The following is a 25,390-nucleotide window of genomic DNA, read 5'->3' as shown; positions in this document are numbered from 1 at the left end:
GTAGTTTGATACGTGGGCCGCGACGGCCCCGGTTACCGGTTGGATCGAACTGCTTCGAAAACATGGTCGATGCGTCGTTATTCCGCATCTGACAGGTAGTTCGCCGGGCGGCGCGGCGCGGTTACAGCGAATCGAAAATTTTTTCATCGCGCGACGAAAACCGACGTGCGACGCTGCGTGGCGGTGTCCGGATCGTGGGTCGTTGGAATAAACTCCTGTTTCCTGTAACCGACGCCCCAGATGAATCGAACTACCGATATCACCGCAGCGCAGATCCAAGAGGCGCATCTGCGCACGCTGTTCCTGAGCGGGCTGGATGGCGACGAAATCGCATACCGTCAGTTTCTGGGCGCGCTTGGCGCGCACCTGCGCGGGTTTCTGCGAAGACGCCTTCAGCCCGGTTCAGCGGACATCGAAGATCTCGTGCAGGAAGTGTTGCTGGCGGTCCATAACGCTCGCCACACGTACCGTGCGCAAGATCCGCTGACCGCCTGGATTCACGCGATCGCGCGTTACAAGCTGACGGATTACTTTCGTGCGCGCGCGCGGCACGACGCGCTGAACGATCCGCTCGACGACGCAGCCGAGCTGCTCGCCGCGCCCGATCTCGAGCCTGCACAGGCAAAACGCGATCTGGGCAAGCTGCTCGATGGGTTGCCCGACCGTCAACGTCTGCCGATCGTGCATGTGAAGCTGGAAGGTTTGTCGGTGACGGAAACCGCGCGGAAAACCGGCTTGTCGGAATCGGCGGTCAAGATCGGCGTGCATCGTGGACTCAAGGCGCTGGCAGCAAAGATTCGAGGAACGCGATGAAAACCGATGACTTTATTTCCCTGCTGGCCACCGGCGTTGCGCCGGTCGACCGGCATGCGCTGGCGAAGCGGTTCGGCGTCGCGGTGCTGATCGCGGCCGTCGGCGCGACGCTGATCATGGCGTTGCTGCTGGGCATCCGTCGCGACCTCGCCGAGGTCGCGATGACGCCGATCTTCTGGGCGAAGATCGCGTTGCCGCTGTGCCTGATGGCCGGCGCGCTGTCGATCACCACGCGCCTCGCGCGTCCGGGCGTGCCGGCAGGCCGGAGCGGCTGGCTGATCGCCGCGCCGGTGGCGGCGGTGTGGGTTGCCGGTTGCTACGTGTTGATGGCGGCCCCCGACGGCGAACGTCTCGCGCTGGTGCTGGGTAAAACCTGGCGCGTGTGCCCGTTCAACATCGCGCTGCTGTCGGTGCCGGGTTTCGTGGCCGTGATGTGGGCGCTCAAAGGACTGGCGCCGACCCGGCTTCGGCTGGCGGGCGCGACGGGCGGCCTGCTGGCGGGATCGACCGCGACGCTGGCTTACTGTCTCCATTGCCCGGAAATGGGCATTCCGTTCTGGGGCGCGTGGTATCTGCTCGGCATGCTGGTGCCGACGGTCATCGGCGCACTGATCGGCCCGCGCGTATTGAAGTGGTGATTTGCGCGTCCATTCGCCAAACGCCAAACGCCAAACGCCAAACGCCAAACGCCAAACGCCAAACGCCAAACGCCAAACGCCAAACGCCAAACGCCAAACGCCAAACGCCACACACCAGACACCACCCGCCCCGCAACGCACCACGCGCCGCGCTTTCAACAGCGGCCTGCGCTCAGGCATCATCTCCCTGTGCGGCCAACCGGCCAGCCGGCGGGGCTGCGGAGTCCGAGCGCCTGAATGACTGAAGCGCTAAAGCACTCAAGGCCAGTCATCGCCGTTTATCCGATTTGCGGGAGTCCCTATGCGTCTCGACGACGAAGCCGAAAGCCAGAATGTAGAAGACCGTCGCGGAGGCTCGGGCGGCTCCGGTGGCAGGCGAGCAACGATCGGCATCGGCACGATCGTCGTTGCGCTGGCGGCATCGTACTTCTTCGGTATTGACCCGCGGGTGATCATTCAGGGCGCGTCGGTGCTGCAAGGGTCGCAATCGACGCAGACGGCGCAGCAGCCCGCGCCTGCGCCCAACCGCCCGCCGGCGACCGATCAGGCGACGGTTTTCACCCGCAAGGTGCTCGGCAATATCGAACGCACATGGGAAACCGTGTTCGAGACGCAGTTGCAACGGCAGTACACGCCGCCGCGCCTCGTGCTGTTCTCGCACGCCACGCCGACCGCGTGCGGCAGCGGCGAATCGGCGATGGGGCCGTTCTACTGTCCCGCCGACCAGAAGGTCTATCTCGATCTCGCGTTTTTCGATGAGCTGCGCCAGCGCTTCGGTGCCGGCGGCGACTTCGCGCAGGCGTACGTCATCGCGCACGAAGTCGGTCACCATGTACAGAAACTGCTCGGCATTTCGGACAAAGTCGATGCCGCGCGTCGCAGGGCTGGCGAAGCGCAGGCAAATCAGTTATCGGTAAGACTCGAACTGCAGGCCGACTGCTTTGCCGGCGTGTGGGCCAACAATGCGCAACGCGCGAACCAGCAATTGATCGAACCGGGCGATATCGAGCAAGGACTGAAAACGGCCGCCGCGATCGGCGACGACCGGTTGCAGCGGCAGAGTCAGGGCTATGTCGTGCCGGAGTCGTTCACGCACGGCAGCAGCGAGCAACGCGTGTACTGGCTGCGTCAAGGGCTCGAAAGCGGCGATATCCGCAAATGCGACACCTTCGCCGCGCGCTAGCGGCAGCGCGTTAGCGCGTTGTCCGGCAGAGGTCCGGAACGGTTGCCCGGCTGGAGCTTCACACAGGGAGCGAGCATGCAATTCCTGAGGACACTTCTCGAGCAGCAACCGTTGATGGCGCTGTTTCTCACCATCGGTGTCGGGTATCTGGTGGGCGAGATCAATATCAAGGGGTTTTCGCTCGGCGTCGGCGCGGTGCTGTTCGTTGCGCTCGCGTCGGGCTGGTTCGCGCCGAAGTCGGTGCCGCCCGCGACCATCGGCACGCTTGGGCTCGCGCTGTTTCTGTATGCGGTCGGGATTCAGTATGGCGCGCAGTTTTTCCTCGGCCTGACCAGTTCGCAAGGGCGTCGGGCCAATCTGCTGGCGCTGATCGGCGTCGTGCTGTCGGGGCTCGCGACACTCGCGATCGTCAGATTCACCGATGTGAAGTCCGGCTATGCGCTCGGGCTCTTTTCCGGATCGGGCACCAGCACGGCGTCGTTGCAGGCGGCGATCACCACGCTCGGCAACGACGATCCGGCGGTCGGCTATTCGATTTCGTATCCGTTCGGTGTTGCCGGGCCGATCCTGCTGATCTATCTGGGACAGCTGATCTTCAAGCCGCGTATCAACGTGCAGGCATCGAGCGGTCTGGAAGTGCTCGAAATCGCGTTGCGCAATCCCGAGACTTACGGCAAAACGCTCGCGCAAGTAATGGGCGGCTTGCCGTCGGACGTGCAACTGGTCGCGGTCAGAACCGCGCATCACAATGCGCCGGCGTCGCCCGACACCGTGCTCGCGGAAAACGACGTGGTGCTCGCGGTCGCGCCCGATCGTGAGACGCTGGAGCGAACTCGTCAGATGCTCGGCGAAGCCGCGCCGGGGCGGGTGGTGCGCGACCGCGCCGATCTCGATTACGTGCGGGTGTTCGCGTCGCGTCCGGCGGTGGTCGGCCGTACGCTGGGCGATCTGGATCTGCCGTGCACGAAAGCCTCGATCATCGCGCAGGTCCGCCGCGGCGATACCGATGTGATGCCGCGTCCGGATCTCGTGCTGGAATTCGGCGACCGGATCGGGATTCTCGCCAATCGCGCCGACTTTCCGTCGCTGCGCACGTTCTTCGGCGATTCGATCAAAGGCACCGCCGAATTCAGCTATATCTCGGTGGGACTCGGCATGGCGCTCGGCTTTCTGGTCGGCGCGATCCAGTTGCCGATGCCGGGCCTGGGACGGCTGTCGCTGGGTTTGTCCGGCGTGCTGATCGTCGCGCTGATTCTCGGCAAGGTGCGGCGCACCGCCGGCATCAACTGGACGATTCCGCTGTCCGCGAATCTGGTGATCCGCAACCTCGGATTGACGTTGTTTCTCGCGCAAGTCGGCATGGCCTCGGGCCCGAAGTTCGCGGCGACGGTGTCGCAGACAGGCGCGCAGATGTTGCTGCTGGGCGCGCTGGTGCTGATCGCGCTCGCATTGCCGATCCTGCTGCTGGGCCTGCTCGTGTTCAGGATGTCTTACGACGATCTGGCCGGCATCATCGCGGGTGCATGCGGCAACCCGGCGATTCTCGCCTACGCGAACAAGATCGCGCCGACCGACCGGCCCGACGTCGGATACGCGATGATTTTTCCCGCGATGACGATCGTCAAGATACTGCTGGTCGATGTGCTGGCGCGAATCGGGTGATGCGCAGGTTACTGGCTGTGCTTGCTGTTGCGCGCAGCGTCGACCAGGCCGTCCAGCCATTCCTGGTGACCGTTGATCATTGGATTCGGACGAGCTTTGGCCAGCGCTTCCGCGGGCTTACCCTTTTGCGTTTCCTGCGTGAGGATGCGCACGCGGCCGCCTGACAGATCTTCGATCAGCCATGCATGGTGAACGTCGAGGCGCGTTTCGTTTTCGCCCGCCCAGCCGTGCCACGCGACGCGGCCCGGTTGACCGGCGGCCGGCGCGACGTATTCGGTGACCTGTGCTTCGACCGGGAAACCGAAGGTGCTGAAGAAGAAACGCACGCCGTCTTCGAGGATAGGGCCGCGGCCGTCGTAGAAACGGATGTCGGCGGAGTTCGCGTAATAGGTCGGCCACAGCGGCGCGTTCGCGAGGAACGGCCACACGTCGGCGGCGCGCAGACCTGCCACGATCATTTCGTTCGACGCGAAGTTTTCGGTGGTGCCCGGCAGATAGCCTTCCGGCCAGAAGATTTCGTTCATGATGCGCATCCTTGAAAAATAGATATCGGTGCGGAAGACGCGTGTCGACAGCGCGTCGTCCAGCCAGTGATCGCCATGATGGCGCTCGCGCAGAAATAAATCTAATCGATTATCATGATTTCTGTTATTCACTGAAGTGATGTCAGGATGATCGATCTGAACCTGCTGAAAGCGCTGGACGCGTTGCTGGACGAGCGCAACGTCACGCGCGCCGCGCAGCGCCTTTCGCTGACGCAACCGGCCGTCAGCGCGATGCTGACCCGTTTGCGCGACAGCTTCGGCGATCCTCTATTCGTGCGCACGCAGCGCGGCATCGTGCCGACCGCGCGCGCGCTCGAACTCGAAGGTCCGCTGAAGCAGATTCTGGCGGATGTGGAATCGATGTTGCAGCCGCCGTCTTTCGATCCGGCCGTCGCCGATATGACGCTGACCATCGCCGCAACCGACTACGCATTGCAGGCGGTGGTCGTGCCGTTTCTGTCGGCGCTCAGGCGGCACGCGCCGGGCCTGCGAACGGTGGTTCTGCCGGTCCAGCACGAGCGGTTGTACGAACAGATGCAGCGCGGCGATATCGACCTCGCGCTGATTACGCCCGAGACCACGCCGCCCGATCTGCATGCGCGCCGGCTGTTCGACGAGCGGTACGTGTGCGTGATGCGCGACGGCCATCCCGATGCACGCAAAAAGACGCTGTCGCTCGACCGCTTCTGCGCGCTCGATCACGCGCTGGTGTCGTACAACGGCGGCAGCCTGACCGGCGTCACCGACGACGCGCTGACACGAATCGGCCGCGCGCGGCGGGTGACGGTGTCGGTCACGAGCTTTCTCGTGTTGCCGGAAATACTGGGTTCGAGCGATCTGATCGCGGTGGTTCCGTCGAGACTCGCGACGCATGCGTCGGGTCTTGCCGTCTTCGAACCGCCGGTCGAGATTCCCGGGTTCACCAAGACCGTGGCGTGGCACGAACGGACGCATCACGCGCCGGGACACCGCTGGGCGCGTGCGCTGCTCGCCGAGGTGTGCGAGTCGCTGGCGTAGTGGAAACGGCAGCGCGGGGTCGAACGCGCCGCTTCACCCGGCGCGGGACGACGAAGCCGCGCGCCGCGCCGTCTTGCGTCGCGCGAGCGTTTCCGTCGATTTCAACGAATCGAGCAATTCCGAGCGCAATACCTCGATAAACGCCGAGACGAGCCGTTCGCGCGGACGGTTGGGCGGAAACAGCAGGTAGGTCGGAAACATCACGTCGGGTGAAAACGGCCGGATCGCGACGTCCGGTCCGGCAAAATCCCGCGCGACGATCGGATGCGCAAGCGTGACGCCCATGCCGCCGCGCACCATCTCGCAACAGATCGCCGTGTATTGCGCCTCGATCGCGAGCACGCGTTCGACGCCCGCGCGCTGGAACACCTCGTCCATCAGCGCGCGCGTGCCGTCGCCGTGGCACAGCGAAATAAACGATTCGCCTTGCAGGTCGGACGGCTTGATGACGGCTTTTTTCGCGAGCCGGTGATGCGCCGGCATCACACACACCGCCGCAACGCTCGACAGCAACTCGACCTCGCAATTGGACGCCTCGCTGACATACACGGCCACGCCGAGATCGCAGAACTGCGACGCGGTCCAGTGATTCACCGTGCCCGACGTATTCACGTGCAACGACACCGTCACGTCCGGATACAGCGCCTGGAAGCGCTTCAGCGCGTGCGGCAACAGCGTCAATCCCGCCGACGGCATCGCCGCGATGCGCAGGCGGCCGCTGCCGAGATTGCGGATTTGCGCGGCCGCGTTCGCGAGCCCCTGCAGACCGACATACGCGCGTTCGACTTCGCGGAAGAACGCGGTGCCTTCGCTGGTCGGGATCAGTCGCACGCCGCTGCGCTGGAACAGCGGCATGCCGGTTTCGCGTTCCAGTTGCGAGATCAGCCGGCTCACGTTCGGCTGCGACGTGAACAGCGCCTTGGCCGCCGCCGTCATCGATCCCGCCACCATCACCGCGCGAAATGCCTCGATGTGCTTCAGATTCATTGTCGTCAACCCATATCAGCCATGTATGGATTGCTATTTTATTCGTATTGGACGATATGACCACAGCGCGCGAGACTGCATCACAGCACATGCCTTCAGAGCTTGCCGTCCCCCACTACGAATGGAGCAGTCGTCATGAGAGAAGTGCGTCACAGCCGTTGCCGTCAGCCCGCCCGATCCGCCTCCCGTTCCCGCTCCGTTTATGCCACGCTCGCCGCCGCGTGCGCGTTGCTGGGGACAGGTCTCGCGCCCAGCTTCGCCCACGCGGAAACCACGCTGTACGTCGCGAACGTCGGCGGTTCGAACGAGCAGTTGTATCGTCAGAAGATCATGCCCGCGTTCGAAAAAGCCCATGACGTGAAAATCGTCTACGTAGCGGGCAATTCCAGCGACACCCTCGCGAAACTGCAGGCGCAAAAAGGGCATCAGCAGATCAACGTCGCCGTGATGGACGACGGTCCGATGTATCAGGCGATGCAACTCGGCCTGTGCGCGAAAGTCGACGAAGCGCCGGTGATGAAAGACCTGTATCCGCTGGCACGGCTCGGCCCGACGTCGGTGGGCGTGGGCATGGTCGCGACCGGTATCGGTTACAACGAGGAAGCGTTCAAAAAGCTCGGACTGCCGGCACCGGATTCCTGGCAGGTGCTCACGGACAAACGTCTGAAAGGCAAGCTGGGTGTGCCGCCGATCACCAACACGTATGGCCTGCACACGCTCGTGATGCTGGCGCGGATGAACGGCGGCGGCGAAAAGAACATCGACCCCGGTTTCACCGCGATGACGAAGCAGGTCGCGCCCGACGTTCTGTCGTGGGCACCGACGCCCGGCGAGATGGACGGCCTGATGCAAGCCGGCGACGTGATTCTCGCGCCGTACGGCAGCGGCCGCGCGGTCGCGTTGCAGAACACCGGCTTTCCGCTGAAATTCATCTACCCGAAGGAGGGCGGCGTGGCGTTGCAGGTCGCCGCGTGCCCTGTCGCGGAGAACGCGCAGCCGCAACTGTCGCAGCAGTTCATCCAGTTTTTGCTGAGCCCCGAAGTCCAGGCGATGCAGGCCCAGTCGATCGGCCTCGGTCCGGTCAACAAGACGGTCAAGCTGAGTCCGGAGATCGCTGCGCGCGTGCCTTACGGGCCCGAGCAGATCGGCAAGCTGACCGCGATGGACTGGACCACGGTCAACCAGCACCGCACCGAATGGACCGAACGCTGGAACCGTTCCGTCGAACGTTGAGCGACGCGCCGGCGCGATCGCCGGTTTTTCGGGGCACTCCTCTGGAGCGATGCATATGAGCTTCCTGACTCTCCAACGCATTTCGAAGCGCTACGGCGACTTCACCGCGATCGAACAGGTCGATCTGTCGGTCGAGCGCGGCGAATTTCTGTCGCTGCTGGGCCCGTCCGGATGCGGTAAGACGACCACGCTTCAGATGATCGCGGGATTCGTCACGCCGAGCGGCGGCACGATCACGCTCGACGGCCGCGACATCACGAACGAACGGCCCGAGAAGCGCGGCATGGGCGTGGTGTTTCAGAGTTACGCGCTGTTCCCGCACATGACGGTTGCAGGCAATGTCGGCTTCGGACTGGAAATGCGCAACATGAAGCGCGCCGAACGCGCGGTGCGGGTCGCCGAAGCGCTCGACCTCGTGCGTCTGAAAGGGCTCGACGCGCGCTATCCGAAGGAACTGTCGGGCGGTCAGCGGCAGCGCGTCGCGATTGCGCGTGCGCTGGCGATGCGCCCGGAACTGCTGCTGCTCGACGAGCCGATGTCGAACCTCGACGCGAAGCTGCGCGAGGAGATGCACATCGAATTGCGCGCGATCCAGAAGCGCCTCGGCATTACGACGATCCTCGTCACGCACGATCAGGTCGAAGCGATGACGATGAGCGACCGGATCGCGGTGATGCATCGCGGCAAGATCGCGCAGCTCAGCACGCCGTTCGACGCGTACGAGCGTCCGCAGACGCCGTTCGCATCGACGTTTCTGGGTCGAACCAACACGCTGGCCGGCGAAGTGCGCAAGCACAATCCGCGCTGCGCCGAAGTGGACGTCGCGGGAACCATGCTGCATGTGCCGCACGAAGGGCGCACCGTCGAAGGTGCGGTGAACGTGTATATCCGTCCCGAGAAAGTGCGGCTCGCAAATGGCGATGCGCGCGTGCGCGGCACCGTCGCGACGCGCGTGTTCGTCGGCAATCAGTGGCTGCTGGTGGTCGATACGGCGCTCGGCAAGCTGCATATCGCGCAGCCCAATTTCGGCGCGCCGCCGCCCGACGAAGGGCATGAGGTCGGCGTGGCATGGACCGACGACGACCTGCGCGTGCTGACCCGGGAGGCGCTCCATGGCAACGCTTGACGAGACCCGCCCCGGCGCCGCGCCGTGGCTGCTGTCGGCGCCCGCGCTGGCGCTGTTCGGCGTGCTGCTGGCCGTGCCGCTGCTGTTGACGCTGGTGCTGTCGTTCCACGTGTTCAGCGATGTTGCCGGCGTGCAGCCCGCCTACACGCTCGCGAACTATGTCGAAGTCGTCACCGACCCGTACTACGGCGCGATCTTCCTGCGCACGGCGGTGCTCGCGTTCGCGGTCACGCTGCTATGCGTGCTGCTCGGCGTGCCGGAAACCATCGTGCTCGCGCGGATGAAGCGGCCGTGGCAATCGCTGTGTCTGCTGGTGGTGCTCGGGCCGCTGCTGATTTCGGTCGTCGTGCGAACGCTCGGCTGGCAGATCCTGCTCGGCAACAACGGCGTGCTGAACACGGCGTTGCAGGCGCTGCATATCACCTCCGAACCCGTGCGTCTCGTGTTCACGATGACCGGCATGGTGATCGCGCTGACGCATGTGCTGGTGCCGTTCATGGTGATGTCCGTGTGGGCGACGCTGCAAAAGCTCGACCCGCAGGTCGAATGGGCCGGACTGTCGCTCGGCGGCTCGCCGTTCCGCGTGTTTCGCCGCGTGGTGCTGCCGCAGATCATGCCGGGCGTGCTGTCGGGTTCGATCATCGTGTTCGCGCTGTCGGCATCGGCGTTTGCGACGCCCGCGCTGATCGGCGGACGGCGTCTGAAAGTCGTGGCGACCGCGGCATACGACGAGTTTCTCGGCACGCTGAACTGGCCGCTCGGCGCGAGTATCGCGGTGCTGCTGCTGATCGCCAACGTGGCGATCGTGATGGGATGCAGCAAGCTCGCCGAACGCCGTTTCAAGCATATTTTCGAGTGACGCCATGAAACAGAACGGATTCTGGGGACTGCTGTTCAACGCGCTGTTCCTTACCTTCATTCTCGCGCCGCTGGTGGTCGTGATGCTGGTCGCGTTCACCAACAAGGGCTTTATCTCGATGCCGTTCGACGGCGCGTCGCTGCGCTGGTTTCGCGCGATTCTCGATAACAGCGACATCGTGTCCGCGTTCTGGCTGTCGGTGCGGCTCGCGTTCGCGGCGGCGACGATCGGCGTCGTGCTGGCGGTGCCGGCGGCGCTGGCGATCGCGCGTCACCGGTTTCCGGGCCGTGCCGCGCTGATGGGCTTTTTCCTGTCGCCGATGATGATTCCCGCGGTCGTGCTCGGCATCGCGTTTCTGCGCTTTCTGTCGCTGCTGCAACTGAGCGGCTCGTTCTGGGCGCTGGTCGCCACGCATGTGATCGTGGTGCTGCCGTATGCGTTGCGGCTCGCGCTGTCGTCGGCGGTTGGGCTCGATCGCGACGCGGAACGCGCGGCGTTGTCGTGTGGCGCCAGCCGCTTCACCGCGTTCCGCCGCGTCGTCCTGCCGATGATCCGCACCGGCGTCGCGGGCGGCTGGGTGCTGTCGTTCATCCAGAGTTTCGACGAACTGACGATGACCATTTTCGTCGCGACGCCCGGCACGACCACGTTGCCGGTCGCGATGTACAACCAGATCGCGCAGACCATCGATCCGCTCGTCGCGTCGGTGTCGGCGGTGCTGATCGTCGGGACGGTGATCCTGATGGTGGTGCTCGACCGGATGGTCGGACTGGACCGTATTCTGATCGGAGAGGCTCGATGACATTCAATGCATGTGCCAGCCCCGACGTGCTCGTGCTCGGCGGTGGACTGGTCGGATCGGCGGTGGCTTACGGCCTTGCGCGCAACGGCGCGAAGGTCACCGTGCTCGATCAGGACGACGGCGGTTTTCGCGCATCGCGCGGCAATTTCGGACTCGTCTGGATTCAGGGCAAAGGCTATGGACTGACGCCGTACGCGCGCTGGTCGCGCAGTTCGGCGGTCCGCTGGCCGGGACTTGCCGCCGGGTTGCTCGATGAAACCGGGATCGACGTGGCGCTGCGTCAGCCGGGCGGTTTTCACCTGTGTTTTTCCGACGCGGAACTGGCCGACCGCGAGACGCGTCTGGGCACCTTGCAACGCGAGTTCGACGGCGATTACCCGTACCAGATGCTCGATGCGCGCGAGCTGCGCGAGTTGCTGCCCGCGATCGGGCCCGAGGTGCTGGGCGCGAGCTACACGCCGATGGACGGTCACGTGAATCCGCTCAAGCTGTTGCGCGCGCTGCATGCGGGCATGCAGCGGCACGGCGTGCAGCTCGTCAGCGGCGAGGAGGCGACGCGGATCGTGCCGGAGCGCGGCGGCTTTACCGTGCACGGCAAGCGCGGCCAGTGGCACGCGGCCAAGGTGGTGCTGGCGGCCGGTCTGGGCAATCGCGTGCTCGCGCCGCAGGTCGGATTGCACGCGCCGGTCGCGCCGAATCGCGGCCAGGTGCTGATCAGCGAGCGCGTCGCGCCATTCCTGCATCACCCGACGATCAACGTCCGGCAAACCGACGAAGGCACCGTACAGTTCGGTGACTCGATGGAAGAAGTCGGCTTCAACGATTTCACCACGACTCATGTGCTGGCCGATATCGCCCGGCGCGGCGTGCGCGCGTTTCCGTTCCTGAAAGACGTGCGCGTCGTGCGGACGTGGGCCGCACTGCGCGTCTACAGCCCGGACGGCTTTCCGATCTACGAAGCGTCCACGCAGCATCCGGGCGCGTACGTCGTCACGTGCCATAGCGGCGTGACGCTGGCCGCCGCGCACGCGATGCGCATCGCACCGTGGATCGCAGGCGGCGCGATGCCCGACGAACTGCCGGTGTTCGCCGGTGGCCGCTTCGCGACGGCCGATTCCGCCGCCGCCACCGACGCCGCTGCTGCTCACGCCAATCTCACTCCCGCTCACTGATACCGTCATGACTTCGAGACCGCTTTTCAAGACCTTGCCCGGCGCCGATGCGCCTGTCGAAATCTGGTTCAACGACCAGCCGTTGCGCGTGCCGGGCGGCCGCTCGGTGGCGGCGGCGCTGCTTGCGGCCGGGGTGTCGCGGTTTCGCGCGACGCCGGTGTCGGGTGCGCCGCGCGCGCCGTTCTGCATGATGGGCGCGTGCTTCGAATGCCTCGTCGAGATCGACGGCGTGCCGAGCCGTCAAAGCTGCATGGTGACGGTCCGCGACGGCATGCGCATCCACTCGCAAGAGGGCGCGCGCGATCTGCCGCCCTTCGATCAGACCGACGCTACGCTGGAGAACGCTCATGGCCGCTGAACTCGGTGCGGAACCGGTTGACGCGCTGCGCGCGGATCCGGTCGATGTGGTGGTGGTCGGCGCAGGTCCGGCCGGTCTGAGCGCGGCGACGCGCGCGGCGACGGCGGGTTTGTCGGTGGTGTTGCTCGACGAACAGGACGCGGTCGGCGGACAGATTTATCGGGCGATCGGTCGCGCCGATGCGCGTCGCAAGGAGATTCTCGGCCCCGACTATGCAGCGGGCGCGGCGATCGCGGACGCGTTCGTGCGCTCGGGCGCGCGGCATGTGTCGAATGCGTCGGTGTGGCAGGTGACGCGCGAACACGCAGTGCATTATCTGAAAGACGGCAAGGTGGCGAGTTTTCAGGCGCGACGCGTGATCCTCGCGACCGGCGCGCTCGAACGGCCGTTTCCGATTCCCGGCTGGACCTTGCCGGGCGTGCTGACCGCCGGCGCCGCGCAGATCCTGCTGAAAAGCGCGGGCGAAGTTCCCGCCGAAGCGCCGGTGCTGGCCGGTTGCGGACCGCTGCTGTATCTGCTCGGCTGGCAGTACGTGCGCGCGGGCGTGCCGATTCGTGCGCTCGTCGATACGACCCGTCACGAAGATCGCTGGCGCGCGAAGCGCCATCTGTTGTCGGCGTTGCGCGCGTGGCCGTTTCTCAGCAAGGGCCTGCAACTGATCCGCACGTTGCGCGCGGCGGGCGTGGCGATCTACGAAGCGGCCGACGATCTGCGTATCGAATCGACCCGCGACGACGACGGCACCGAACGCGCCGCCGCGCTGTCCTTCACGACGCAAGGCACGCCGCACCGGATCGACGCGAACGTGATTCTGCTGCATCAGGGCGTAGTGCCGAACACGCAGTTCACGCTGGCGTTGCGCGCGCGGCATCGCTGGGACGACGCGCAACTGTGCTTTACGCCGCACACCGACACATGGGGCGAACTCGACGTGCCGGGCGTGTTCGTCGCGGGCGACGGCAGTGGGATCGGCGGCGCGCTGGCGGCGGCGCAACAGGGCGCGTTGAGCGCGCTCGCGGTCGCCGCGCAACTCGGCGCGATCGATCCCGCCACACGCGATCGCGACGCCGCGCTGCACCGGCGCACGCTGGCGGACGTGATGCGGATCCGGCCGTTCCTCGACAGCCTGTACCGGCCGCGCGACGCGAACCGGATCCCCGCCGACGACGTGATCGTGTGCCGTTGCGAGGAAGTGACGGCAGGCGAGATTCGCGGCTTCGTCGCGCTCGGCTGTCTCGGACCGAATCAGGCGAAGTCGTTCGGACGCTGCGGAATGGGACCGTGCCAGGGGCGCATGTGCGGCCTGACGGTGACGGAAGTGATTTCCGATGCACGCAAGGTCGAACCCGACACGGTCGGCTACTACCGGATCCGTCCGCCGATCAAACCGCTCACGCTCGGAGAACTCGCCGGTGAGTAAGCGTCCAGAGGCTCTTCATTCGTTCGCTGCGCCGGTCGCCGAAGCCGATGTGCTGGTGATCGGCGGCGGGCTGCACGGGTCGAGCAGCGCGTTTCATCTGGCCCGGCGCGGCGCGCGCGTGATCGTGCTCGAAGCCGATTACGTCGGGCGGCATTCGTCGGGCGTCAACGCGGGCGGCGTGCGGACCCTGGGCCGTCTGCTGCCGGAGATTCCGGTGTCGCTGATGTCGCGCGAAATCTGGCATACGCTCGCCGAGACGATCGGCGACGACGGCGGTTTCGTCGCATCCGGCCAGCTGAAAATCGCCGAATCGGATGCGGAACTCGATGAATGCCGCGCACGCGTCGCGATGCTGGAAGCGCACGGCTTCACACATGAAACGGTGATCGACGCGGCGACCGTTCGCGAACTCGAACCGGCGATTGCGCCACATGTGACGGGCGGCATCTGGGTCGCGCGCGACGGCTATGCGTTGCCGTTTCGCACCACGGCCGCGTTCCGGCTCGCCGCGCAACGGCTGGGCGCGGTGTTTCACGAAGGCACGCCGGTGTCGACGATCGAACAGGTCGGCACGCGCTGGCTTGCGCAGACGCCAGCCGGAACCTTCGCGGCGGAAAAACTGGTCGTGACTGCGGGCGCGTGGGCGGGCGACCTGGCGCGCCAGGTCGGCGAACCGGTGCCGGTGCATGCGGAAGGGCTGATGCTGATGGTCACGCATCGGGTGGCGCCGTTTTGCCGCTCGACGCTCGGCGCGACCGGCCGTCCGCTGTCGTTCAAGCAGTTCGACAACGGCACGGTGGTGATTGGCGGCAAGCTGATCGGTATCGCCGATTTACCGGCGCGTCACGGCGAAGTCGATTTCGCGCGGCTGGTGCGCAGCGCGCATACGGTGGTCGATCTGTTTCCGCATCTGCGCCATCTCGGCATCAATCGCGCGTGGGCGGGCGTCGAGGCCTTCACCGACGATTCGCTGCCGGTGATCTCGCCGAGCCGTCGCGCGTCGAACCTCACGTATTCGTTCGGCTACTGCGGTAGCGGCTTCCAGATGGGGCCGGCATGCGGAAAACTGGTGTCGGAACTGGTGCTCGACGGCGCAGCCTCGTTATCGCTCGATGCTTTCGCGATCGACCGTTTCGACGCGAAGGCGATCGCGGCCGCGCCGCAGGCCGACGCCGTTCACTGATTTACCGGGCGCGCCGGGCGTGCCCGTTCTGGTCCGCGCGTGGCGCGGCAAACTTGAATCGCCGGATGGCGAAGGAGTGGTACAGCGTATGTCCGATATCGTCAGAATCGAAACGAATCAACGGATGAGCCGGGTCGTCAAGGCGGCGGGGCTGGTTTTTGTCGGCGGTCAGACGTCGAACGACCGCACGCCGGACGTCAAGCTGCAAACCCAACAGGTGCTCGACAAGATCGACGGTTTCCTCGAGCAGGCCGGTATCGACAAAACCCGGCTCGTGTCGGCGCAAGTCTGGCTGGCGGATATCGAACGCGACTTCGCGGGCATGAACGCGGTGTGGGATGCGTGGGTTGCGCCGGGCTGCGCGCCGACGCGCGCAACGGTCCAGGCGAAACTGGCCTCGACGGAACTGCTGGTGGAGATTGCGGTGATTGCGCTCGCCTGAGCGCGTTGGCGGCGGTTTGCGCGGTTTGCGCGTTTTCCGGCTTTGCGCGCCGCCCGCGCCGCCGACCGGTCCGGCACGCCGGGAGAGGCAGCCGGGCCGCGTGGCAACCCACGGTCCCGACGCGTCCTCGCGGCGATATGTTCAGGTGTCACATCGGCATTTCACAGCCTTCCGGTACGTCCCACCCGACCCGATATCGCAGATTGTGCGATCATTGCGCGCAAAGTCGGGCACATGCTCGGCCCCCCACAGATCACGCCTGCGCAGGAAATACGCTTTTGGCGAATGATGGTGCCTGAAGCGCGCGTTTAGCGCCTGATAGAATATAGTTGCGGGATCATCCCGCCGAGTAACCGGTTGTCGAGGAGTATTAGTAGCATGGGAGTGCCAATTTCGCAGGCCTGGACGGTCGCGACCTACGTCCTGAAACAGAAGCTGATGCGGCGAAGCCGCTATCCGCTCGTACTCATGCTCGAGCCGCTGATGCGCTGCAATCTGGCGTGCGCGGGCTGCGGGAAAATTCAATATCCGGCGCACGTTCTGAAGTCGCAACTCACGCCTGAGGAGTGCTTCAAGGCGGTCGAGGAGTGCGGCACGCCGATGGTCGCGATTCCGGGCGGCGAGCCGCTTCTGCATCCGCAGATGCCTGAGATCGTCGCCGGGCTGGTCGCGCGCAAGAAGTACGTCTACATGTGTACGAACGCGCTGCTGCTCGCGAAGAACCTGCATCTGTTCAAGCCGAGCAAGTATCTGTCGTTTTCGGTTCACGTCGACGGTCAGCGCGACCATCACGATTTCGCTGTGTGCCGTGAAGGCGGCTACGACATCGCGATGGAAGGCGTGCGTGCGGCGGTCGCGGCAGGTTTCCGCGTGACCACCAACACGACGCTGTTCGACGGTGCAGATCCGAACAGCGTGCGTCTGCACTTCGACGAAATGATGGAAGCGGGCGTCGAAAGCATGATGGTGTCGCCGGGCTACACGTACGAGAAGGCGCCGGACCAGAAGCACTTTCTCGGACGTGAGCGTTCGAAAAAGCTGTTTCGCTCGATCCTGTCGAACCGGAAGAAAAGCTGGCGCTTCAACGCGTCGCCGATGTTCATGGAATTCCTGATGGGCAAGAAGGACCTGACCTGCACGCCTTGGGGTATGCCCACGTACAGCATCTTCGGTTGGCAAAAGCCGTGCTATCTGCTTCAGGATGGCTACGCCGACAGCTTCGACGAGCTGATGGAAAGCGTGAAGTGGTCCGAGTACGGCACCGAAAGCGGCAATCCGAAGTGCGCGAACTGCATGGTGCACTCGGGTTACGAGGCAAGCGGCGTGAACTACACGTTCGGTTCGTTCAAGGGTCTGTTCCAGACGGTCAAGGCGATGCTGTTCGATCGCTATGAAGACCGCGAGGCGACCGAGATTCTCGCCGGCTGGAAGAAGACGTCGCACGAAGTGCCGATGGTGTTCGTGCCGAGCGCGCAGCGCGCGGACGCAGCGAAGGGCAAAGCCGCTGAATCCGTGCAGGCGGCGGCCGTCGTCGCGCCGGATCAGTCGAATACGGCAGCGGGCGCGGTGCACGAGCAGCTCGAAGGCTGGTCGCCGGAACTGACGACCGAAGCGGAAGTGCGCGAGGCGATGGAAAAAGCCTTCGACTATCGCGGCGACGTCACGATCACCCGCAAGGATGGATCGACGGTGGCGGGCTATCTGTACGACCGCCAGTACGGTGCGAGCTTCAAGGATTGCTTCGTGCGGATCATTCCGACCGGCAAGCAGACCAAGGACGTGATCCCGTACGCGGAGATCGGTGGCATCACGTTCACCGGCAAGGATACGGCGGCTGGCAAGACCTTCGAAAACTGGGTCAAGCGATACTGGGAAAAGAAGGCTGCCGGCGAGCAGAACATCCAGATCGAGCCGGAATATCTCGGCGATTAAGTAGTTCGGGCAACCGGCCGCTTTCGCGGCCGGTATCGCCACCCGTAGCGCGCGACACAAACCGGCACGTCGAACCCGTTGTAAGTCAACGCGGTTCGACGGCAGTCGGGTAGGGTTCGCATTCTGACGTTACGGTCAATTTCGCTGTTCGGCGCAGCCATGAATTTCATGGCGATTTCGCTGCTTCGGTGACACAAATACAGAAACGAAATTCAAGCCGGAACGAGCATTCCGACCCGCGTCTTTAGCAAAAGGATGCGCGCCATGCAGAACTCGCCGCGATCGTATCGTTTATACGGGACGACACGCACGACGCCTTTATCTTGCGCGGCAGTGCCTGAACGGGGAAAACCACGCTGGTCGGTGAACTCGACGCCATGCATCTGTCGTGCGCGCTGCTCGCGCCGACGGGTCGCGCCGCGCGCATTCCCGGTAGCAAGATCAAGCAGATTACCCGCGAACAGGCGCACGACGGATCGACATTCATCGTGCAATCTACGCACTCACCGACGTCGAGCTGAATGAAGAGGTCGAGTCCATCAACGATCCCGGCGCCCGGATGATATTCCGGCTCAACCCGGACGATCGATCGCCGGCGTGATGGGGCGTACTGGGGCGTGATGGCGGCGCGTCGGCGCGCCCTTTATCTGAAATAGTCGCTGGGCGCGACACCGAGCGCTTTGCGGAACATCGCGCTGAACGCGCTCGGACTGTCGTAACCATGCTCGATCGCGATATCGAGAATCGACGCGCCCGCCGCCAGTCGCTGCAAGCTCAGCAGCAAGCGCGTATGACGGCACCACGCGCCGTGCGTCATCCCCGTTTCGCGCCGGAACGCCCGTGCGAACGTGCGCGGATGCATGTCGGCGCGCCCGGCCCACGTGTCGAGCGTGACATCGCCGCACGGCTGCGCGATGAGTTCGCGGCACAGACGCGCAAGCGCCGTGTGGCGCGGCATGGGAACGTGCAGCAGTAACGGCGCCGCGAGGCCGATCTCGTCGAGCAGCAGTTCGAAGATCCGCCGTTCGCGCGCGCCGTCGCGATGCGCCGGTTCGATCGATGCCGCGGTCACGATCAACTCGCGCAATAGCGGACTCACGCGTATCACCTTGCATGCCGTCGGCATGTCCGCGCGCGCGCCCGGCGCGACGTACACCGTGCGCATCTGCACGTCGCTGGCGATCTCGATCTCATGACGCACACCGCCCGGCACCCACACCGCGCGGCCGGTGGGCACGACCCAACTGCCCGCATCGGAACGCACCAGCATCACGCCCGAAATCGCATAGATCAGTTGCCCGCTCGCGTGGACATGCGGCGGGAAGCTGCTGCGCGCCGGTTGATCGGTCGAAAGCACGGCGACGGGCGCGGACGCCAGCGACGCGGGCGTCTCATGAAAACAGATGCTGTCCATTTTGCGACGATGCATGGCAATTCTTCGAGCGAAGACCTGATCGTTGAACTTTACCATCGGTCACTCCCTTTTTAACTGCGAGTGACCGATGCATCGATGCAGCAATACCGACGAGCCGATTCGTCCATTCCCCGTGGTTCCCGACCGCTGGCCTCTGCGCCGGCCGGCCTTGCTCGCACTGGCGACGACACTGTGCGCGGGATGCGCGTCGGCCCCGGCGTACCGGGCGCCGCAGACGCCCACAGCGGCCGCCGCAGCCTTCGTGGCGGCCGCCGACGCGCCGGTCGTCACGCAGCCGCTTCCCGACGCGTGGTGGCGTCTGTATCGCGATCCCGCGCTCGACGCGCTGATCGCGCAGGCGCTCGAACAGAATCGCGATCTCGCGGTCGCGCAAGCGCATCTGCTGCACGCGGACGCGTTAGCCGATAGCGCCGACGCCGCGCGTCTGCCGGACACGCAACTGGCGTTCGGCGGTAACGAAGGCGAACAGACGGCGGATCAGACGGTCGCGGCAGCGCGTCGCGATGCGACCCGGACGCGCTGGGCGTGGACGCCGTCGTTCGCGGTGTCGTACGAAGTCGATCTGTGGGGCCGCGTGCGTCATCTGGTCGATGCCGCGCACGCCGATGCCGACGCGATGCAAGCCGCAACCGACGCGGTGCGCGTCGCCGTGGTCGCCGCGACCACCGGCAGTTACGCGCAGGCGTGTTCTTACGGCGAGCGGATCGACGTCGCGCAGCAGTCGCTCGCGATTGCGCAACATCTCGCCGATCTGACGACGAAGCAGCGCGACCGCGGGCTCGTGGCCGATCTCGAAGTGGCGCGCGCGCAAGGTTTCGTCGAGACCGCGCGGGCCGCGATTCCCGGACTCGAAGGCAAGCGCCGCGCGGTGCTGGCCGAACTGGCGGTGCTGACCGGCCGCTTGCCGTCCGACGTCCCCGAGGCGGCGGCGCGATGCCGCGTCACACCTGTGTTGACGCAAGCGTTCCCGGTCGGCGACGGCGCGGCCTTGCTGCGCCGCCGCCCGGATCTGCGCGAAGCCGAACGCCAGCTTGCCGCCGCCACTGCGCGCGTCGGGGTCGCGACCGCTGCGCTGTATCCGTCGATCGTGCTCGGCGGCTCGGTCGATCTGGTGTCGACCAGCGGCAGTCTTGCGTCGCTCGGCGACCGTTACGCGATGTCGTGGGGCATCGGGCCGCTGATCAGCTGGCGCTTTCCGAATCTGTCCGTGAGCCGCGCGACGCTCGCGCAGGCGAAGGCGGACAACCGCGCCGCGCTCGCGTCGTTCGATGGCCGGGTGTTGACGGCCCTGAAGGAGACCGAGCAGTCGCTGTCTTTCTACGGCACGCAATGGACCCGCCATCGCGCATTACAGGCCGCGCTCGATCAGGACAGCCGTGCGCTGCATCTCGCGCAGCTGAACTATGAAGCGGGCGCGCTCGATTTCCTCGACGTGCTCGACGCACAGCGCACGCTGATCGCGGCGCGTGCGTCGCTGGCGGAATCGACTGCTGCGCTGGCCGCCGATCAGATCGCCGTATTCAAGGCGCTCGGCGGCGGCTGGCAAACCGGTGCGAACCCGTCCGCCGCCGACGCACCTTCGTCTTCCTCCGTCACCCTTTCTTCCGTACAGCCCTGATATGAGTTCCACGACCCTTCCCGAGAAGACCGCCAAAACGCCGTTGATGGCCCGTAAAACCGTAGCGATCGTCGCTGCTGTCGTTGCATCGATTGCGGCGGCAGGATTCGGCGTCCACTGGTGGCGCGTCGGCCGCTTTATCGAAAGCACCGACGACGCCTATGTGCGTGCCGACGTCGTAACGGTCAGTTCGCGCGTCTCCGGTTACGTGACGCGCGTCAGCGTCGACGACAACCAGACGGTGCGCAAGGGCGACGTCCTCGCCCGTATCGACGACGCGGACTATCGCGCGAAAGTGGCGAAGGCGCAGGCCTCGGTGGATGCCGCAGTCGCGACGCTTCACGCGGAGCACGCCGCGCTGGCCACGCTCGACGCGCAGCTCGCGCAACAGTCGAACGTGACGGACGGTGCCGAAGCCGACATCAAGGCCGCCGAAGCGGCGGTGGCGCGACGTCGCGCGGACGCCGAGCGGTATCGCCAGCTCGCGGCGGAACAGGCGTCGAGCACGCAGCGATGGGAGCAGGCCCACGCCGACGCACTGTCCGCCGATGCCGCGCTCGCGAAGGCTCATGCCGAGGTTCGCGCGCAACGCGGCCAGCGGGCGGTGTTGCTGGGCGAGAAGGCGCAGCATGCCGTCGCAATCGACGCCGCGCGCGCGCAGGTCGGCATCGCGCAGGCCGCGTTGACGCTCGCCCAGCTCGATCTGGACCACACGGTGATCCGCGCCGCGACCGACGGCTCGGTCGGACAACGCGCGGTGCGCGCCGGGCAATATGTGGAGACGGGGCAACCGCTGCTCGCCGTCGTCCCGCTCGACGCCGTGTACGTGATCGCCAATTTCAAGGAAACCGAAGTCGCCGCGATGCGTGCGGGCCAGACCGTCGAGATCGACGTGGACAGCTATTCGGGGCACACGTTGCCGGGCCGGGTCGCGGGGATTGCGCCGGGGTCCGGCGCGCAGTTCGCGCTGTTGCCGCCCGATAACGCGACCGGCAACTTCACGAAGGTGGTCCAGCGGATTCCGGTGAAGATCGCGGTGGACCGTGGCGCGCTGGCGTCGTTGCAGTTGCGGCCCGGCATGTCGGTGATCGCACGCGTGCATACGCAGGACCGCGATGCCGGCGGCAACGACCGCAACGCTGGAGCGAAGGCGTCATGAGCGCGACCGTGTCTTCCGGCGCGACGCATGAAGCCGTGTCGTTGCGCGCGTGGGTGGCCGTGCTCGGCGGCGTGTTCGGCTGTTTTATGGCGGGCATGAACGTGCATGTGACGAATGCATCGTTGCCCGATATTCGCGGCTCGCTCGGCGCGAGTTTCGAGGAGGGCTCGTGGATCACGACCGCGTATCTGGTCGCCGAGATCATCGTGATTCCGCTGACGGGCTGGCTGGTGCGCGTGTTCTCGGCGCGGCGCGTGCTGCTGGTCGGCACGAGCGGCTTTCTGATCTTCTCGCTGGCGTGTTCGGTCGCGCCGACCATCCAGTCGATGATCGCCGCGCGGGCGTTGCAGGGCGCATTCGGCGGCGTGCTGATTCCGTTGTCGTTCCAGCTGATCGTCACCGAGTTGCCGTCGTCCCGGCATCCGCTCGGGATGGCGCTGTTCGCGGTCGCGAACAATGTTGCGCAGGCGGCGGGGCCGTCGCTCGGCGGCTGGCTGACGGACATGTATTCATGGCGATGGATTTTCTATCTGCAGATTCCGCCTGCGATTGCGCTGATCGCGGCGATCGGTTGGGCGATCAAGCCGCAAGCCGCGCATCTCGAGCGTTTGCGCAATGCGGACTGGCTCGGCATCGCGTCGATGGCGATCGGACTCAGCGCGTTGCAGATCGTGCTGGAGGAGGGCGGTCGCAAGGACTGGTTCGGCTCCAGCTTGATCGTGTACATGTCGATCGTCGCGGCGATCGGGATCGTGACATTCGTCGTGGTCGAAGTGCGGCGCGACGATCCGTTCATCAACTTGCGGCTGCTCGGGCGCTACAACTTCGGCATTGCCAGCCTGATGCAGTTTCTGTTCGGCGCGGTGGTGTTCGCGGTGGTCTTTCTGGTGCCGAACTACTTCGCGGAATTGCAGGGCTACAGCGCGCGCGATATCGGCGTGATGATGGTGCCGTACGGGCTGGTTCAGTTCGCGATGTCGTTTCTGACGCCGCCGCTGATGCGCCGGGTCGGCGCGCGAACCACGATCGTCGCGGGCTTCGCGCTGGTCGCGGCAGGGTGTCTGATGAACATGCACCTCAATCTGGATGCGTCGGCGAATGTGGTGGTGCCGTCGCTGATCGTGCGTGGCATCGGGCAATCGCTGGTCGTGATCGCGCTTGGCGTGATGGCGGTCGATGGGATCGAGAAGAGTCAGCTGGGTTCGGCCTCGGGCGTCTTCAACATGGTGCGCAACCTGGGCGGCGCGATCGGGATCGCGATTGCAAGCCAGCTGGTGGTCGAGCGCAGCAAATTGCACGCGATGCGGCTGGGCGAAGCGGTGGTGCCGTACAGCGAAGCGTTTCAGGAGCGATTGATCGGAATGGTGAGGACGATCTCGGGTGTCTACATGGATCGCCAGCACGCGCTGCTTGGGTCGGGCGCCGCGGGTGCCCGCCAGGCCGCACTCGATCTCGTCGGGCAACTGGTGGATCGCGAAGCGCGGCTGATGGCTTACAGCGATACGTTCCTGATCGCCGGATTGGCGATGGCGGCGTGCGCTATTGCCGCGTTGGCATTTGCGCCGGAGTCGTGCGTGAGAGCAGCGGTCGTCGAGGCGACCGCCGCCTTCAGGAAGATCAGGCAAGCGACCGTCAGCGTAGCGGCTGCGGCGCTTGCCTGCTTGATATCGACAGATGGCGATGGATCTCGATCGATCAAGGTTCCGCGATGGTGAACCAGAAGTCGAACTTGTCGAAGTTGGCGAGCATCTCCTTGAACTTGGGCGCGTCACCGTCGATTTTCACGTCGCCGCTTTCGGCGAGATTGCCGAGTTTGATCTTGCCCAGCGCGATGTCGTCGAGCGTCGTGCGGTTCAAGGTCACGGTGCCGTCCGGTTTATCCAGTTGCTTGTCCTTGCTGTAGTTCATCACGCCGTTTTTCACGGTCAGCACGTACTGCGCGTTGATGTCCGGGAACTTCAGGTTGTACGCATAGGACTTGTCGCCGGCCTTGGGTCCGTTGAGATGGATGGCGAGGAAGTCGAGGAACATATCCGTGGTCATGCCGCGAATGATGTCGGGCGAACTCGTATTGGGCGTCGCCATTTTCTTGACGCCGCCTCGCAGTTCCTGTGCACCGGACAGATAGAAGTTGCGGGCGGGACCGGACTCCGCCTGATAACCCAACTGCTCCAGCGCGTCGGCTTCGACATTGCGTGCAGCCTGGTTTTTAGGCTCGGCGAACACGACCTTGTTCGCCACGGTGGCCGCCCATCGATAGTCGCCCTTGCTGTAGGCTGACCGGGCAGTTGCGATCATCTTGTCGGCACCCACCATTTCGACGTACTTCTTCGCTTCATCGACCGGCGGCAACGGATTGAAGTCGGCCGGATTGCCGTCCCAGAAGCCCAGATAAAGCTGATAGGTCGCGCGAACGTTGTGTTTCAGATCGCCGTAATAGCCCCGGTTATAGAACTCTTTGGCCAGACTGTCGGGCAACACGAACTGTTCGGCGATCTCGTTCATCGTCAGGCCCTGATTGGCCATGCGCAATGTTTGATCGTTGATGTATTTGTACAGGTCGCGCTGTTTCTCCAGATGCTCGACCACGCGCTGATTGCCCCATTGCGGCCAATGGTGGCTACCGAACGACACGACCGCCTCGCTGCCCCACATGTCGATGGTCTGATCCAGCGTGCTCGCCCACTTCTGCGCGCTACGCACCTTCGCGCCGCGCAGCGTCAGGATATTGTGCAGCGTATGGTTGGCATCTTCGGCAAGATCGATCGCCTTGAACTGCGGGAAATAGAACAGCATTTCCGCCGGCGCTTCGGTGCCGGGCGCCATCTGGAACACGACATCGATTCCATCCACCGTCAGCTTTTCGCCCGTCTTGTCGACCAGCTTCGTCGGTTCGAACAACGTGATCGTACCGGCGGCGGTGGTCAGGCCCAAGCCCCCGCCGACGCTGCCTTCGGGGCTCTTCGGCAGCAGGTTGCCGTACATATACGACGCGCGCCGGCTCATCACATTCCCGGCGAAGACGTTTTCGCTGACGGCTTCTTCCATGAATCCTTCCGGCGCGATCACCGGCACTTTGCCCGCGCGGGCATCTTTCTCGTCGACGATCGCGCGAATGCCCGCGAAGTGATCGACGTGCGAATGCGTGAAGATGACGGCCGACACCGGCAGCTTTTCGACCTTGTCGTTCACCAGGTCGAGTGCGGCTTTGGCGGTTTCAACCGACGTAAGCGGATCGATCACGACCCAACCGGTTTTACCCCGGATAAAGGTCATGTTGGCGAGGTCGATATTGCGCACCTGGTAGATGCCGTCGGTCACCTTGAACAGGCCGCGAATGGCGAGCAACTGCGATTGCCGCCAGAGACTCGGATTGACGGTCGCGGGTGCGGCTCCGCTTTGCTTCAGAAAATCGTACTGCGACAGATCGATCACGGTATTGCCTGCACTGCCCTTGATGACGGGACTCGGAAGGTCGGCGATAAAGCCGTGTCGGGCGTCGTCGAAATCCTGTTTATTCGAGAATGGAAGGTAATCGGCGACGGCCTGATTGGCCTTGCGGGTTGCATCCGTAGCAGGGTTAGGGGCCGCTTCGCTCAGGTTAAAGCCGACCCCTAGCGTCATCGAAAAAATGACACAGGCGGCTCTAGCGCGGGACAGTGCGAACATGGTGTCATCTCCGGTAGTTGGCAGTTAGACCATATCAGCAGTCCTGCTATCAAGTGCATTGGGGTTTGAGGCAAAATCGATTGCCCTTTGGTGCAAGCCAAATGAAAAAGTCGGCGAGGCAATCCAGTCCTATGGAT

General features: G+C 64.8%; 23 protein-coding genes. 18 read left to right on the top strand and 5 right to left on the bottom strand.

Annotated features, from left to right (window positions below):
• Nucleotides 1-240: 240 nt before the first annotated feature.
• The 4 genes from PW947_RS02730 (at nucleotide 241) to PW947_RS02715 (ending at nucleotide 4,296) form a co-directional block, all read left to right on the top strand.
• Nucleotides 241-813, top strand: coding sequence for a sigma-70 family RNA polymerase sigma factor (locus PW947_RS02730; RefSeq protein WP_299629476.1), 573 nt, complete (start codon nucleotides 241-243; stop codon nucleotides 811-813).
• On the top strand, nucleotides 810-1,451 hold the full coding sequence (locus PW947_RS02725; protein ID WP_299629474.1) for a DUF1109 domain-containing protein: 642 nt from the start codon (nucleotides 810-812) through the stop codon (nucleotides 1,449-1,451). Before PW947_RS02730 ends, PW947_RS02725 begins: the two co-directional genes overlap by 4 nt.
• A gap of 301 nt (nucleotides 1,452-1,752) precedes the next feature.
• Nucleotides 1,753-2,634: a neutral zinc metallopeptidase gene (locus tag PW947_RS02720; RefSeq protein WP_299629472.1), complete on the top strand. Its 882-nt coding sequence runs from the start codon at nucleotides 1,753-1,755 to the stop codon at nucleotides 2,632-2,634.
• Nucleotides 2,635-2,709: 75 nt separating this feature from the next.
• Nucleotides 2,710-4,296: a TrkA C-terminal domain-containing protein gene (locus PW947_RS02715; protein ID WP_299629470.1), complete on the top strand. Its 1,587-nt coding sequence runs from the start codon at nucleotides 2,710-2,712 to the stop codon at nucleotides 4,294-4,296.
• A gap of 8 nt (nucleotides 4,297-4,304) precedes the next feature.
• On the opposite strand, the gene PW947_RS02710 is transcribed toward PW947_RS02715, so the two are convergent.
• Nucleotides 4,305-4,829, bottom strand: coding sequence for an SRPBCC domain-containing protein (locus PW947_RS02710; protein WP_299629468.1), 525 nt, complete (start codon nucleotides 4,827-4,829; stop codon nucleotides 4,305-4,307).
• Between the two features lie 138 nt (nucleotides 4,830-4,967).
• Between PW947_RS02710 and PW947_RS02705 the strand changes: the two genes are divergently transcribed.
• A complete protein-coding gene (locus PW947_RS02705; protein WP_299629466.1) occupies nucleotides 4,968-5,858 on the top strand; it encodes a LysR family transcriptional regulator in 891 nt (296 codons plus the stop codon).
• Between the two features lie 33 nt (nucleotides 5,859-5,891).
• Here PW947_RS02705 and PW947_RS02700 read toward each other — a convergent pair whose 3' ends face one another.
• Entirely contained in the window at nucleotides 5,892-6,845 is a 954-nt protein-coding gene (locus PW947_RS02700; protein ID WP_299629465.1) for a LysR substrate-binding domain-containing protein, read from the bottom strand.
• A gap of 135 nt (nucleotides 6,846-6,980) precedes the next feature.
• On the opposite strand from PW947_RS02700, the gene PW947_RS02695 reads away from it, so the two are divergent.
• The 10 genes from PW947_RS02695 (at nucleotide 6,981) to hpnH (ending at nucleotide 17,372) form a co-directional block, all read left to right on the top strand.
• On the top strand, nucleotides 6,981-8,078 hold the full coding sequence (locus PW947_RS02695; RefSeq protein WP_299629463.1) for an ABC transporter substrate-binding protein: 1,098 nt from the start codon (nucleotides 6,981-6,983) through the stop codon (nucleotides 8,076-8,078).
• A 55-nt stretch (nucleotides 8,079-8,133) separates the two neighbouring features.
• Nucleotides 8,134-9,204, top strand: coding sequence for an ABC transporter ATP-binding protein (locus PW947_RS02690; RefSeq protein ID WP_299629461.1), 1,071 nt, complete (start codon nucleotides 8,134-8,136; stop codon nucleotides 9,202-9,204).
• Entirely contained in the window at nucleotides 9,191-10,063 is an 873-nt protein-coding gene (locus PW947_RS02685; RefSeq protein ID WP_299629459.1) for an ABC transporter permease, read from the top strand. Before PW947_RS02690 ends, PW947_RS02685 begins: the two co-directional genes overlap by 14 nt.
• A gap of 4 nt (nucleotides 10,064-10,067) precedes the next feature.
• On the top strand, nucleotides 10,068-10,865 hold the full coding sequence (locus tag PW947_RS02680) for an ABC transporter permease (protein ID WP_299629457.1): 798 nt from the start codon (nucleotides 10,068-10,070) through the stop codon (nucleotides 10,863-10,865).
• Nucleotides 10,862-12,037 carry an FAD-dependent oxidoreductase gene (locus PW947_RS02675; protein ID WP_299629455.1) on the top strand — a complete coding sequence of 392 codons (1,176 nt, stop codon included), beginning with the start codon at nucleotides 10,862-10,864 and terminating at the stop codon, nucleotides 12,035-12,037. The genes PW947_RS02680 and PW947_RS02675 overlap by 4 nt, the downstream gene beginning before the upstream one ends.
• A 7-nt stretch (nucleotides 12,038-12,044) precedes the next feature.
• Nucleotides 12,045-12,395, top strand: coding sequence for a (2Fe-2S)-binding protein (locus PW947_RS02670; RefSeq protein WP_299629453.1), 351 nt, complete (start codon nucleotides 12,045-12,047; stop codon nucleotides 12,393-12,395).
• Nucleotides 12,385-13,815, top strand: coding sequence for an FAD/NAD(P)-binding oxidoreductase (locus PW947_RS02665; protein ID WP_299629452.1), 1,431 nt, complete (start codon nucleotides 12,385-12,387; stop codon nucleotides 13,813-13,815). Before PW947_RS02670 ends, PW947_RS02665 begins: the two co-directional genes overlap by 11 nt.
• Nucleotides 13,808-14,998, top strand: a complete 1,191-nt coding sequence (locus PW947_RS02660; protein ID WP_299629450.1) for an FAD-binding oxidoreductase — start codon at nucleotides 13,808-13,810, stop codon at nucleotides 14,996-14,998. The genes PW947_RS02665 and PW947_RS02660 overlap by 8 nt, the downstream gene beginning before the upstream one ends.
• 88 nt (nucleotides 14,999-15,086) lie before the next feature.
• Nucleotides 15,087-15,440: a RidA family protein gene (locus tag PW947_RS02655; protein ID WP_299629448.1), complete on the top strand. Its 354-nt coding sequence runs from the start codon at nucleotides 15,087-15,089 to the stop codon at nucleotides 15,438-15,440.
• 378 nt (nucleotides 15,441-15,818) lie between these two features.
• Entirely contained in the window at nucleotides 15,819-17,372 is a 1,554-nt protein-coding gene (hpnH, locus tag PW947_RS02650; RefSeq protein ID WP_299629446.1) for an adenosyl-hopene transferase HpnH, read from the top strand.
• Between the two features lie 212 nt (nucleotides 17,373-17,584).
• Here the strand turns inward: hpnH and PW947_RS02645 are convergent, their stop codons facing one another.
• Together PW947_RS02645 and PW947_RS02640 are read right to left on the bottom strand one after the other, a co-directional pair.
• Complete coding sequence (locus PW947_RS02645) at nucleotides 17,585-17,842, bottom strand: hypothetical protein (protein ID WP_299629444.1); 258 nt, start codon at nucleotides 17,840-17,842, stop codon at nucleotides 17,585-17,587.
• 173 nt (nucleotides 17,843-18,015) lie between these two features.
• Entirely contained in the window at nucleotides 18,016-18,786 is a 771-nt protein-coding gene (locus PW947_RS02640) for a helix-turn-helix transcriptional regulator (RefSeq protein ID WP_299629627.1), read from the bottom strand.
• Nucleotides 18,787-18,919: 133 nt separating this feature from the next.
• Between PW947_RS02640 and PW947_RS02635 the strand changes: the two genes are divergently transcribed.
• From PW947_RS02635 to PW947_RS02625, 3 genes are read left to right on the top strand one after another with little or no spacing between them, the layout of a single operon-like run.
• On the top strand, nucleotides 18,920-20,425 hold the full coding sequence (locus PW947_RS02635; protein ID WP_299629626.1) for an efflux transporter outer membrane subunit: 1,506 nt from the start codon (nucleotides 18,920-18,922) through the stop codon (nucleotides 20,423-20,425).
• A gap of 1 nt (nucleotide 20,426) precedes the next feature.
• On the top strand, nucleotides 20,427-21,584 hold the full coding sequence (locus PW947_RS02630) for an HlyD family secretion protein (protein ID WP_299629442.1): 1,158 nt from the start codon (nucleotides 20,427-20,429) through the stop codon (nucleotides 21,582-21,584).
• Nucleotides 21,581-23,299, top strand: a complete 1,719-nt coding sequence (locus tag PW947_RS02625) for a DHA2 family efflux MFS transporter permease subunit (protein WP_299629440.1) — start codon at nucleotides 21,581-21,583, stop codon at nucleotides 23,297-23,299. The genes PW947_RS02630 and PW947_RS02625 overlap by 4 nt, the downstream gene beginning before the upstream one ends.
• Here the strand turns inward: PW947_RS02625 and PW947_RS02620 are convergent.
• Entirely contained in the window at nucleotides 23,280-25,253 is a 1,974-nt protein-coding gene (locus PW947_RS02620; protein ID WP_299629438.1) for an alkyl sulfatase dimerization domain-containing protein, read from the bottom strand. The two genes, PW947_RS02625 and PW947_RS02620, sit on opposite strands and share 20 nt — an antisense overlap.
• Nucleotides 25,254-25,390: the final 137 nt, after the last annotated feature.

Source organism: Paraburkholderia sp. (genome assembly GCF_028283785.1).
In the GTDB taxonomy this organism is placed as follows: Bacteria; Pseudomonadota; Gammaproteobacteria; order Burkholderiales; family Burkholderiaceae; genus Paraburkholderia.
Note: the sequence above shows the minus strand (reverse complement) of the source record. Positions and strands in the feature narration are given on the sequence as shown.